We start from the raw sequence: 12,436 nt of genomic DNA on the forward strand, positions 1-12,436 counted from the left end.
CTTGAAAAATATTACAATAAGATTGATTATCATTATCATATAAAAGGAGTATAAATGATTTTACGATTTCGGAATATTGACGATACTGACAAATTTCTATGCACGATTCCGCCAAAGCTTCAGTGCTTCATCAAGTATCAGCTCATGAGTAAATGCCGTATATTCTACCCAAGGATACGGGGGAAGGAAGTCAACCCGGCCATTTCTGACTGCTTTCAAACCGCGCCATGGCTCAGAGTGCATGAGCGTTTGCCAACTAGATTTTGATAGGGCATCTTCGTCCAAAATGAGCAATAACCGATCCGCATCGAAATCTGCCAGTTGAGCAGGTGTTACCTGCTGATCCGGTTTCATGCGATCGACACCACGCGCGGGCACAATGTGCAAATCGTCGTAAAACACCGTGTCTAAGCTTCTACAGCCCAAAACGTTGTACCGATCTCCAGTGATTCTCAGGATGAGGAGACTGTCATCTTTGACGGTGTATTTTACCTGTTCACTTACAAAACGGGCCTTTCGCTCATAATTTTCAAGCCAGGTTTCTGCTACTGTTGTTTTGTCCAGAAACTGGGCAATTAAGCGTAAATGCTTGCGCCAATCGTTCTCCATCCAAGGCACAAAAAATGTGGGCGCGATTTCCTTGATCTTTGCCTGTTCCTCGGCAGACACTAAGATGTCGATTCCGATAATAAAATCGGGATCAGCAAGCCGAAGTTCTTCCCTCTTTATCAAATCATCTGAACTTAACGGTAGTACCGAATCCGTTTGATACTTTCTCTGGTAATAATCGGTCCAGGGGTGATCAGCTGGTGCGGCACAAGGAGTGATTTGGAGCGGAATCAGTTGTCCGATGTTAAACATATGGTAAGCGACGATTTTTTGCCTATTGTTTCTCATAAATGTCGCTGGAGGTATACCTGATATCTGTTTAAATTTACGTCGAAAATAAATATCATCCTGATAACCTACATGCCGGGCGATATCCTGGAGACGATATTCTCCTCCCGTCCTCATAAGCTGTTGCGCCTGCTTGATCCGGAAAACTGTCAAATAGTCGATCGCGCTGCGGCCATACCTTTTCTTAAATAACCGCATAAAATGACGGGAGCTGATTCCCGCTACCTTAGCCAAATGTTCTATCGTCAGTTCTTGTTGATAATGCTGCTCTATATAGGCTTTCACACCTTCAAGTACCGCTTCCAAGTCATTCCCTTGTACAAGAAGAGCATCTTGCAAGATGTTATACAGAACTTCTTGAAAGAGAATTTGACTGCGAAATCGTTTCAATCGGTCCTCGCCCTGGAAGCAGTCACAAATGGTTTCGCACAAAGCGTTAACGGAAACCGGAGAAGAAACGATAACTTCTCCTTTTACCGGGAACCGACTATCTCGCTTGACAATCTGTATAGGATTGTTTGATGATTCGACATCTCCAATAACATCGAATCGCAAATGATAGAACCCACGTTCATCAAATGAGTACGCTGCGGCTTCGATAAGTTGACCGGGTGTACAAACATAAACACTGCCTTCTCGCAACTCGATGAATTGCCCATCAACGGTTATCCAACCTTGACCGCTTGCTGCGACAATAAGCATGTGCGATTCGATGAACTGAAGTCTTATTTCCCATTCATTCAGATTGTTCTTGATATGACTGATCTCCCGAAGCTTAAACCACATGTCTTCGAGCGAAATATATGTGGTATTTTCAATGTTTCTATCTATTTCAATCATGTAAAATCACCGTCCTTTTACTAAGGAACATTCTAGCTCACAATCGTTCTCCTCGCAATTGTGTATGTGTGCTTTATTCACCAAGTTGCTGGATGAATTTGAAGCAGGGGGACTGAGAAGTGAAGTCAAAGTTGATCAGCGACTGGTCCAGCCTACCGAGTCTCTTATCGAGCCATGGATTGGGCGGGAGTTAGTAGTTCTGCACTTTATTGCCCTAGGACTATCGAATCGTGAGATTAGCGAGCGACTTTTTCTCGTGCTCAGCACGGTTAAAGGGCATAACCGGAGGAGGAAACCCATGAGAGCGATTGTATGCACAAAATACGGTTCACCAGATGTCCTGGAGCTCAAAGAGGTAGACAAATCTAATCCGAAGAACAATGAAGTACTGGTGAAAGTTTATGCGACAACAGTTACATCAGGGGACTGTAGAATTCGAAATTTCGTAAGTCCTATGTTGTACTGGATTCCTATGCGAATAATAATAGGTCTCAGAAAACCAAGAAAGTCTATTCTGGGTGTGGAGTTAGCCGGGAAAATTGAAGCAATAGGAAAAGATGTGAAACGGTTCAAGAAAGGTGACCAGGTTTATGCTTTAACGGGGATGCGATTTGGTGCTCATGCCGAGTACACATGTCTACCAGAAGACGGAGTAGTGGCACTAAAACCAGCGAATCTGACCTATGAGGAAGCCGCTGCCGTTCCTTTTGGGGGAACTTCAGCATTGTATTTTCTAAAAAAGGGAAATATTCAGAACGGACAGAAAGTTCTTATCTATGGAGCGTCTGGAGCGGTAGGGACCTCCGCGGTTCAGCTTGCCAAGTGCTTTGGGGCAGAAGTTACCGGGGTATGCAGTACCACGAATTTAGAATTGGTGAGATCTCTGGGAGCCGATAAGGTAATGGATTACACGAGAGATGATTTTACGAGAAGAGGAGAGCTTTATGATATCATCTTTGATGCAGTTGGGAAAAACTCGAAATCAAATTGCTAGAAAGCACTATCACCGAATGGGACATACGTGTCAGTTGAAGGGCAGGGGATAGCAAAGGTACGTACGGAAGATTTAATTTTCCTCAAAGAACTTTTGGAGGCGGGTCAGATAAAATCGGTCATAGATAGATGCTATACGCTGGAACAAATTCCTGAGGCTCACAGATATGTGGAAAAAGGGCGCAAAAAAGGTAATGTAGTCATCACGGTGGAACCCCATGGGTGGTAGTGCGGAGAAATGGCGAGAAAACGGCAGAGATGCCGTTTTTTTCATTTATTTGTCCATTTCAAATGACGTTTCAAAACATGGAGGTCCCATACATATGTTCTTGACCTCCGACATGTAGCAATGACTATGACTGGATAATTCGAGGCAAAACAACGCGCTGATAAGCAAGCACGTAAGCAGTTGCGGCGTAATGTACAAGTCGTTTTTCAGGATTGTTACTCAGCAGTAAATCCACGATTTTCAATCAAACATATTATCTCAGAGCCACTTCGAAATTATGAACGTTTGTCTCCGCAGGAAGAGATTCGTAAAGTATCGGAACTGCTTGAAGTTGTCGGTCTCCGTTCTGACGATATGAATAAGAAGCCTCAACAACTGAGCGGCGGTCAGCTGCAACGGGTTAATATCGCTAGAGCTATTGCGCTAGAGCCGAAGCTAATTGTGTTGGATGAACCGGTAAGTAGTCTAGATATGGTTGTTCAGAAACAAATTCTGCTCCATCTCAAGGATTTGAAAGAGAAGAAAGGTCTATCCTATCTGTTTATTTCACATGATGTATTGCCTGTCAGTTTACTGGCCGATCAAGTGGCTATTCTTGACGAAGGCCAGATTGTAGAGAAGATGGAAGTTTCTCAAATGCTTTCATGTTCGCATCCTGCTTCCCGTCGTCTTATGGGGGACATGATATTACAAAAGAAATTAATAACGTAATAATGGATAGGAATACAAAAGCTGAGGAAGTATTCATTCACCTAAATCCATGGTACGAGAAATCGGTGATTGGCAAGTGATGACTATCCATCGGAAATCAAATGTTTAATATCGGGGCTGCCATGTGGTAGCCTTTTTTCACGTTGAAGGGATGAGCGGGGGAGGTAGAGCCTGCCATCACACGAAACCAGTATTTATCTCGTTAAATTGCAGGTAAACGGATAAAGACGGACTATACGGGTAAGGGGTGCTATCTGTTATTTCGAATACACTTCGCCACTTGTGTTGGTGCCTATGTCAAACACCTATAAACATTCATAGTGTGTAGTAAACTGGGTAAAGGAGTTATTAAATGAAAAAGATACCTGTTACTGGGCTTGTATTTCACTCAAACGACTCATTATCAGATCATTCGCATGGATTGTATATTACTTCTTGGGATGGCATGCCCTACCCACACCAGCACATGTTTTCGGGCACCACGTCAATTAATAATGGGCATGTACATGAATACATTGGCGTTACTGAACCAGCCCCGACAGGTGTCCCTCACTTTCATCGTTACCATACGGTTACTTCCATGAATGACGGTCACACTCACATTATTGATGGGGTAACAGGTCCAGCAATTGATCTTCCCATAGGAGGGCATGTTCATTATTTTGAAGGATATTCAACTGTAAATGGTATGCATCCACATTCTCATCATTACAAAGGAAACACAGGAAATGAGGTTGGTTAAGCATACATTGGCTTTTATGCTGTATTCATTTGTAGAATGATGAAAAAACCGATTTGCAAGAATTGTTAACTTATAGCAGGTGAAAGGAGAGGCACTAAAATTCTCTTCCTAGTAACTGGTGAACTGTCGAGAGCAATCTCGGCAGTTGTTTTTACCTTCATATTCCATTAAATTACAATATAAAATAGCTAATTCACTGCGCGAGGTGTTCTATACTCTCAAAATAGGCTTTTATAAACTGGCATTTGTCCACGCATTTCAAATGCCATTGAAATATAATAAACCATCTGATAGCAGAAGGGAGCGAGATGGAATGGGTTATGCTGCAGGAGGTTGTTATAGCGGTGGTTTGGGTACAAGTACGGCTGTTGTCTTGGTTCTCTTCATTCTTTTGGTTATTATTACCAGCACATTTGTGTGGTAATTCGTAACACACCTCAAGCTTTTTAAGAGAAAGCAACAATCGGAGGCTATTGGAGCGCCAATCAACAAAAATTGGCTAAAATCTCTCATGGACTCACATGTATACCTGATGAAATTACGATGAAAGGAGTGACTGAATATGGGTTATCCAACAGTAGCAACAGCAGGAGGCTATAGCGGCGGTACTAGTTCAGCAGCTGTATTGGTTCTCTTTATTTTATTGGTTATTATTACAATGACTTTTGCAATATGATACGCAGCAATAGGTAATATATTATATTGAGATCCACAGCACGTTGCTGTGGATCTCTTTCTGTGATTGGAACGTATCTTAGGATGAGCTTTTGGGAAACTTTTCAAAGTTTCAATGTACCAAAGGGAAGATCGGCTAAGTCGGCTCGAGCAACTTTGCGAGACGTGATCTGGTGAAAGCGTAATATGAAGCTAAGCCCGTGATCTTCTTGGTTTTGTCATGATTGGGGGATTGTAAGAAGACAAGAAAATATATCATTTGCCAAGCATGTGATTAAGCCCTTTATCATTGGAAGAAAAAATTGGCTATTTGCAAACACGTCACGAGGGGCTTGTAGTACAGACTGGAGCGATTTAGGCTTAGCAGCTCCACTTGTACGAGGATAGAGTGTTCGGAGTAATCTCATTTCAACAAGACCATTTAATTTGACGGTAGAGCGCAGGATGGATACACCGATCGATGTCATTTTCGGAGCATGGACGAAGCAATTTGATCTTTGATTTCGGCAGCAGGGAGCGTAATAATGTGACTTATTGCCCCAAATTTTAGAGAGGACAAGAACATTATCTCTTGCCCGATATAGTCATGGTAAATACAAAAAGGTTGCTTCTCAAGGCATCCCTTCGCTCAGCTAACGGGAATGTTATGCGTGTTGTGTTTACGATTGTAAGAACCATATGATATCATGAATTGATGGGATAAATTCCCATATAGTGGATAGCCCACTTATTTTACCTGGAGCTGAGCTGTCGTTATCATCGTAAATGAATAATGAAATAATGTTACAACACAGACAGGATGGACGGTGGGGTTTACCTGGTTGACTAATGGATTTAGGGGAATCTCAAGCTGAAACTGCTGTAGGGAAGTTTTTGAGGAAATGGGATTATGATTAACAATAAGGAACTTGAAGTTATTGGATATTCTTTCTGAACGAGATTATTTTTATAAAATAGCTAACGGTGACGAGTTTTACTCGGTTACAGCATATACCTAAAGGCAAGTAAAATTTTATTCGAATCTGCGGAGTGCATTTTCAAGGAAAGGAGGATACCATGCAGCCGATTCAAGTTTTCGTGTGCGATGATGATCCGTTATTTCGTGAGTTAATCGTCGATTATTTGTCTCGTGAGCCCGACCTGTTTATATCCGGATCAGCCGCCTATAAGGACCAACTGCTCAAAGCAATTGAAGAAACCTCTATTGACATCTTGCTCCTAGACATCAATTTGACGGGAAAAAATTATGACGGACTGGAAGTTGCCATCGAATTACAATCAACGGAGCCTGACCTGAAGATTATCGTTCTCTCCTCACTGGATGATGAGGAGGTCATGACTCATGCCATCGCATACGGACGTGTTAGCAATTATATTACAAAGGCACATTACCGAGATATACCGGATGCCATTCGTGGCATTGCAGCAGGTAAGGGAAACCTGCATCACTCTTCTGCTGGCAAATTAATGAGACGGGTGGCTTCTTCCTATGAAGAGGAGCTTAAAAGGAAATTAACCCCGCTCCAAAAAGAGATTTTACGCTATCTTCAACAAGGCAAAAGCAGTAGCCAAATTGCGGAACTCTTGTTCTACAATGAACAGTCCGTAAACAACGAGCTATGCAAGATTACCAAGCTAATCAAAGGTAAGTTCCCCTATTTGGAGTGGCTTCGAATCAAAAAACACAATCGCCAACACCTCTTGGAGATAACGATTCAGCTGCGGTTGTTGGAATAGAGAAATAAACCAGACGCAAAACGTCCGGTTTATTTCTCTAAACCAAGCCTGGAGGATCTGGCTGCGGATTGAAGGCAAGTAAGGCGGAAGGGGGTAATGTGATTCCCGGGGGATCGGGCTGTGGATTAAATGATGGCGAAAGCATGACCCCTGCAGCAGCAACTAGTAAGGTACACAGAAAAGTGATTTTTTTCATCGGGTTAACCTACAGGCTGAACGATGACTGTATAATAGCCCCACATTCCAGTACTATTTGTAATTTTCACAGTTACCGTTGTTTTGGCCCCGTCAGATCTGAACAAGATTTTGGATCCGAAATTAGTAATTTGTGCATGAACGAATTGGCTCAATGGACCCGTGATTTGAATGGATTGCACATCATACTTAAAGTTTGTTGGCAAATCCTTTTCAACTGGACCGCTAGCACCTGGGTGCAGATACACCGTACCCAAGTTATGGATGTAAATGGGTGGCAACTGCCGGATCACCGTTGTTTGCGGAGTTGTGGACAAGAACTCCTTTGGCGAAGAAGTTTGGGCACTCGCCGCTACCGGTAAAGCCAAGATAGCAGAAGCTACAGCACCTAGTAAACCTAATTTGATTGTCTTATTCATTATAAAACGCCTCCTGATTTTTTTCCCTTTGGGGGTTCTTTGCAACAAATTCATCATAAGCAATTTCCAAGAGGAAAAATATACTCATAAATCAGAGTATAAGAGTCAACGATCGATATGATAGGGAAGGGTTGGACGTGGCGCTTGACGGCGGCATCTAACCCAGTACCCCGAATTACTTTCGAATAAGTCGGAAATTCACCATTCCTTAGCGAACAAGATGGTTCTTGCGGAAAAGCTGTTTGATACGGAACAATAGGTCAGGTAGTTGAGGGTGGGAAATCAATGATCATTTCAGCCATTATTGATCTTTTATTCGCTGTACTGCTTTATTTTTACGGACGTAAACAGGAAGCGACGAAGTGGATGATATTATTTTTTATTTTCGCAGGTTTGGGCAGCCTTTCCGATGTAGTTGTTGAACCTGTTTGGCACAGCATTTTTTTCTTTTTACTCCAAGCATGTACCCCTTACGGATTCCTCATGTTCTCGATCGTGTATTCCGTAACCACAACTCGACGAGTCAAAAATGCGCTCGCTTGCGCGCTTGTTCTGCCGATTATCATTACACTCCTTATTACTCCGATGAAGCATGGCATTCAGATAGATTTTCTCATTTTGTTCTTCTGGGCGGTTCCCTATTATCTTATTGGATGTTTATTGGTTATTTATTCTTATAGAAGGGAAACAAATTGGGTAAGAAGAAGAAATCGTCTTATTACAGTCTTTTTTGTTGTTCCTCCTGTCCTCGGTATTGTTGTGATAAACCATATGGAAAGAGCGATTCGTACATTTGACGGATATGGGTACATCAGTATGTTCGTAGGGATGGCTTTTGTTATTTTTATTGTATCAGCGATCCGATTCGGGGCGCTTGGCGTGAGAATTAAATTTGAAAAGCAGTTGTACGATCAGACGATAAAAGGGATTGTATCGGGTGCGGCAATGCTTAATCATGCGATGAAAAATCACATTACCAACATTGATATGCTGACGGGCCGAATGAAGGAAAACATACAATTCCGACGACATGAACAAGCGGAGCAAGACATTGCGCATATCCAGGCGGAGACGAGACAAATGATGTACATGGTAAATCGGATCAAGAAGCATATCGAAGATATAGAGATTGTAGAAGGCCCCGTCAACTTGACCGATATTGTGGCTCAGGCGATTCAATCCAATCACTATTTGCTTGACGATAAAGGAATTTCCGTTGTTACAGATTATACCCCAACTTACCATTTGATGTGCGATAAGCTTCACATGCAGGAAGTGTTCGCTAACTTGATTCGCAATGCGATCGATGCTGTGGAATCTGAAAACGGAACGATTGGGATAAGAATTCACGAGAACAAGAAAGATATTTTGATTGAGTTCTCCAACAATGGAAAGGGAATTGATAAGGAGACTGCCGGCCAGCTATTCGAGCCGTTCTTTACCACTAAACAGCAGGAGGATAATTTCGGGCTGGGGCTGACTTATTGTTATCTGATCCTGCAGAAGCATGGTGGAAGTATTGAAGTAGTAAGCGAACAGACCGGCGTGACTTTCACCATTCATTTGCCGAAAAGTCGCAAAATACTATGTAATAACAGCTTAGATATAGGTCAAAGAGATCAAAAACATTCTATATAAAAGTCCGAAGTGGAGTAACCACTAGGACTTTTTTTGTTTATAAATCATTTCTAATATGAGCTGTCAATCATCATTATTTCAAGTATATTTCTGCGAGTAGAATTCGATTACGATAAGGATCGAACCAACCAAATGAGGGAGGTATACAATAATGAATGTGAATGGAAAGTTACACGAAATCACGAATATACCACTATTTATTTCCAGCTACTTAGCGAATCCCGCACATCCGAATCCGGCATCGTTCAAACCTATGTCTGAGGCTCAGATATATCTGGGAACCGACTTTCCCGCGGGCTTTACAAACAGTTTTATACCGGGATTTTCCTTTCAAGCGAAAACCGATGCAACCGGCGCATTCACAATATTCGTACCAGATGGATTCCCTGCTACGATCAAGGCTTTCTTATTGGCAACGCATATGATCATGAAAGTGCTCCCGCCATTAAACGTTCCCATCTTTGCGCCGGTGTACCGGTCACAAACCTTCCAATTCAGTCAAATCAATTCCAAAGTGCAGGATATTTTTGTTATTCGAACGGAAGGAACGACGCAGCAAAGCTTCTCGCAAGCACAGATTAACGAAATGACTACCAACATCCGGCAACAAATGCATCTGGATAGTCTTTCCGCTTTTATTAACGACGGGTTTATCGGCATCACTGGTCAAGACCAAGGAGCAACACTCAAAGCTGACCTATTTCTAAGTCCGTTTACAGGACCAGATCTGAATAGTTTTATCAGCGAAAAGGTCGATAATATCGATATCGATCTGCCCGGACCTGATTTTATCGTCGGACTCTTCGTAAGTAAGGACGAAATAGCGAAACAATTCCGGCAAGGCATTCATAATATGATGCCTTCGTTGAACACACAAATTATAGACAGAATTCAAAAGGACTTCGGCATGTTGATCACCCAGCTTGAAAAGAGTACAAACAGCAAAGTGACTATGACGTTCGAAAAACTGCGGTTCCCTGTAGTAGAAACCAGAATAATCGGTCCTTTCACCATAAAAACCCGAGCTATTGTACCAGATCTTTTCGTTGGCATATCTCGAAAACTGTTCAGTTAGAAGTTTATTAGGATAGACGGCCAAAATCTTGTATGAGAAAATTGTTGAATCAAGAATTTTTATACCAAATCCCAAAAAAGCGCACACTCGTGATCGAGCGTGCGCTTTTTTTCCAGACAATGATGGATGATTTGTCATGTGCTCAATGGTTATAAACGAGACAAAAATGGAGGTTAAATCAATTGTATGAATGATACAAGTAGCCTTGTCATGGCCTATAACGATTGGCTCGAGGACACTTGGTTCGGCAAGCGTATAGATTTAAACATTCACAATCTTGGATATTACAAATCGTAGAACTCTTTCCAATGTTCTATTTATGTGAGGAACCTAAAAATGATTAAATCCCTCGACCAATTGGTTAAGGGATTTTGTTATTCTATTGCAAAAATCAAAGGTGGGGACAATTAGTCATTAGTGAAAGTTTACGTTAGTGCTTAGCCTAGGTAAATGCCGTGTGCAACCAAGGTGCTTCATCATAGACTGTTGTTGTGAGCCAAAAATCACAAAAAATGTAGATAAGTGAGATCCTACCTCTTACCAATGGAAGCACTTGAGAAAAAGAAGAAAGGCTCTAATCCGTATTAATCTAGTCGGGATTAAGAGTGCGCCTCTCTGGTTTCAAAAGAAATGAAAAAGGTAATTCAACAAATGAACAAAGGAGAGAGATGAATGTCTAAAGAATTCCATTTAACTACAGCTCGAAGAGTGCCTTTGAATACACAAAAAAGGATAAAAAATATTTCCCCTGGTTTGATTGGTAGAGTTGTTGTTGTTCGAACACTATTTAATACTTTTACAGGATGTTTATTAAGTGTTGGGCGAAACACTATCCGTTTACGGATTTTTAGCGGGATTGACAGATTATTTATAACGATTCGAATTCCAATTGGCATCATCATTGATATTTTCCGTTTTCCATGCCCGTGACAAGGCAAATTTAAATCGAAAAAAGGAGCCAATGTGGCTCCTTTCCCATTTCTAAGTTGAAAGCATACCATTCTGGTAGCAAGAACTTGTTAGCCACTGAAGGATTAAAGTGAATGTTCTACATACATTTTGTGACAATACATCAAAAACTGAAATAATTGAAATACGGAAGGACCATCGAAAAAGAAGGGGTGATAAAAAAATATGAGGTTTGAACAATAAAAAGGCTCCTTGGCATGATGTTAAGGGGTTCCTGCTGCTGGCTAGCGACTGATCCAACACGTTAATATATCGGTATTTTATTTGAACTTGGATGGTTGAAGTCGTATAAAAGTGGATGGTTACTTAGCAGCTATAAATCGGTATGATGATATCAATTAGCAATGCTAGAAGTCGAAAATGGATGGACTACGAAAAACTGGGGCATAGGCTACAATTAAGTCCTCCCTAAGCTCAATCTAGTCTGTGGGTTTTTAAATTCAGTTCTTTGTTTGAATCAAAGGGGGATTCGTTTAGAAATGGAAAAATTAGAAGGCAAAAAAATCGTTATTGCTGGGTCCAGAAAAACAGAGGAAATGTGCTTATTAATTGCGAAGCAGGGAGGCACCCCAATTGTACGTCCTTTACAAGGTCTAGTCTACTTTGATGAGACGGCGATTGAGAAAGAATTATTGTTTTGCACAAATAACAAGGTGGATTGGTTTGTGCTCACAACAGGCACTGGAACAGACGCGCTACTAGGTGCAGCCGAGCAGTTGGGCATTCGTTCAGTCTTAATTCAAAAAATGAAGGAATCAAAAGTAGCGGCACGCGGATATAAGACGTACGCCTTGCTTAAAAGTTTGGATATACAGCCAGATGTCATCGATGAAGACGGGACTACTCAAGGATTAATTAGAAGTTTGTCATCTTACTATTTCTCAAATGAAACCGTTGTCGTCCAGTTGCACGGAGAACCACAGCCGACGTTGATTCAATTCTTGGTGGAGCGAGGAGCTAATGTCATCCAGTTGCTACCATATCGGCATATAGAACCGGAATCTTCAACTCTTGAAACATTATCTCATGAACTTATGAACGGTTTAATTGATGCGGTTTGTTTTACAACTGCGGTGCAGGTGAGATATTTATTTGAATATGCGAGACGTCAAGGGATTCTAGATCATGTTCAAAAAGCGTTTTCCACGAATGTAAAAGCAGTTGCAGTTGGCAAAGTAACAGTTGGGGCATTGAAAGATGAAGGTGTGAATCATATCATCGCGCCTGAAAAAGAAAGGATGGGAGCTATGATTATAGAGTTAGTGAAGTACTATACCAAGATTCAATCAGAAATAAAAACGCAATAGGGGAAATCT

Annotated in this window: 10 protein-coding genes and 3 pseudogenes; 11 read left to right on the top strand and 2 right to left on the bottom strand. The window is 41.5% G+C overall.

Annotated features, from left to right (window positions below; all coding sequences use genetic code 11):
- Window positions 1–96: 96 nt before the first annotated feature.
- Window positions 97–1,737 (bottom strand): AraC family transcriptional regulator, encoded by a 1,641-nt coding sequence (locus GK047_RS07495; RefSeq protein WP_163943288.1) that lies wholly within the window; start codon window positions 1,735–1,737, stop codon window positions 97–99.
- Between the two features lie 64 nt (window positions 1,738–1,801).
- Between GK047_RS07495 and GK047_RS30535 the strand changes: the two are divergent.
- The 7 genes and pseudogenes from GK047_RS30535 to GK047_RS07515 all read left to right on the top strand — a co-directional run.
- Window positions 1,802–2,011, top strand: a pseudogene (locus GK047_RS30535) (LuxR C-terminal-related transcriptional regulator); the annotation flags it as partial.
- A gap of 24 nt (window positions 2,012–2,035) precedes the next feature.
- A pseudogene (locus GK047_RS07500) lies at window positions 2,036–2,959 on the top strand (NAD(P)-dependent alcohol dehydrogenase).
- A 168-nt stretch (window positions 2,960–3,127) separates the two neighbouring features.
- Window positions 3,128–3,670 (top strand): annotated as a pseudogene (locus GK047_RS07505) (ATP-binding cassette domain-containing protein); the annotation flags it as partial.
- Window positions 3,671–4,022: 352 nt separating this feature from the next.
- Entirely contained in the window at window positions 4,023–4,412 is a 390-nt protein-coding gene (locus GK047_RS07510; protein ID WP_163943295.1) for a YmaF family protein, read from the top strand.
- A 313-nt stretch (window positions 4,413–4,725) separates the two neighbouring features.
- The gene (locus tag GK047_RS29165; RefSeq protein WP_205516540.1) at window positions 4,726–4,836 is read left to right on the top strand and encodes a sporulation protein YjcZ; all 111 of its coding nucleotides are present in this window, start codon (window positions 4,726–4,728) and stop codon (window positions 4,834–4,836) included.
- Window positions 4,837–4,974: 138 nt separating this feature from the next.
- Window positions 4,975–5,088, top strand: coding sequence for a YjcZ family sporulation protein (locus tag GK047_RS29520; protein ID WP_240343787.1), 114 nt, complete (start codon window positions 4,975–4,977; stop codon window positions 5,086–5,088).
- 1,055 nt (window positions 5,089–6,143) lie between these two features.
- Window positions 6,144–6,824 (top strand): response regulator transcription factor, encoded by a 681-nt coding sequence (locus GK047_RS07515; RefSeq protein ID WP_163943298.1) that lies wholly within the window; start codon window positions 6,144–6,146, stop codon window positions 6,822–6,824.
- Between the two features lie 200 nt (window positions 6,825–7,024).
- Here the strand turns inward: GK047_RS07515 and GK047_RS07520 are convergent, their stop codons facing one another.
- Entirely contained in the window at window positions 7,025–7,438 is a 414-nt protein-coding gene (locus tag GK047_RS07520; protein ID WP_163943301.1) for a hypothetical protein, read from the bottom strand.
- 285 nt (window positions 7,439–7,723) lie between these two features.
- Between GK047_RS07520 and GK047_RS07525 the strand changes: the two genes are divergently transcribed.
- From GK047_RS07525 to GK047_RS07540, 4 genes are all read left to right on the top strand, one after another.
- Complete coding sequence (locus GK047_RS07525) at window positions 7,724–9,076, top strand: sensor histidine kinase (protein ID WP_163943304.1); 1,353 nt, start codon at window positions 7,724–7,726, stop codon at window positions 9,074–9,076.
- A 151-nt stretch (window positions 9,077–9,227) separates the two neighbouring features.
- Complete coding sequence (locus GK047_RS07530) at window positions 9,228–10,151, top strand: hypothetical protein (RefSeq protein ID WP_163943309.1); 924 nt, start codon at window positions 9,228–9,230, stop codon at window positions 10,149–10,151.
- Window positions 10,152–10,823: 672 nt separating this feature from the next.
- Window positions 10,824–11,081 carry a hypothetical protein gene (locus GK047_RS07535; protein ID WP_163943312.1) on the top strand — a complete coding sequence of 86 codons (258 nt, stop codon included), beginning with the start codon at window positions 10,824–10,826 and terminating at the stop codon, window positions 11,079–11,081.
- A 518-nt stretch (window positions 11,082–11,599) separates the two neighbouring features.
- Window positions 11,600–12,427: a uroporphyrinogen-III synthase gene (locus GK047_RS07540; RefSeq protein WP_163943315.1), complete on the top strand. Its 828-nt coding sequence runs from the start codon at window positions 11,600–11,602 to the stop codon at window positions 12,425–12,427.
- The last annotated feature ends 9 nt before the right edge of the window (window positions 12,428–12,436 follow it).

Source organism: Paenibacillus sp. SYP-B3998, from assembly GCF_010820665.1.
GTDB lineage: Bacteria > Bacillota > Bacilli > Paenibacillales > NBRC-103111 > Paenibacillus_E.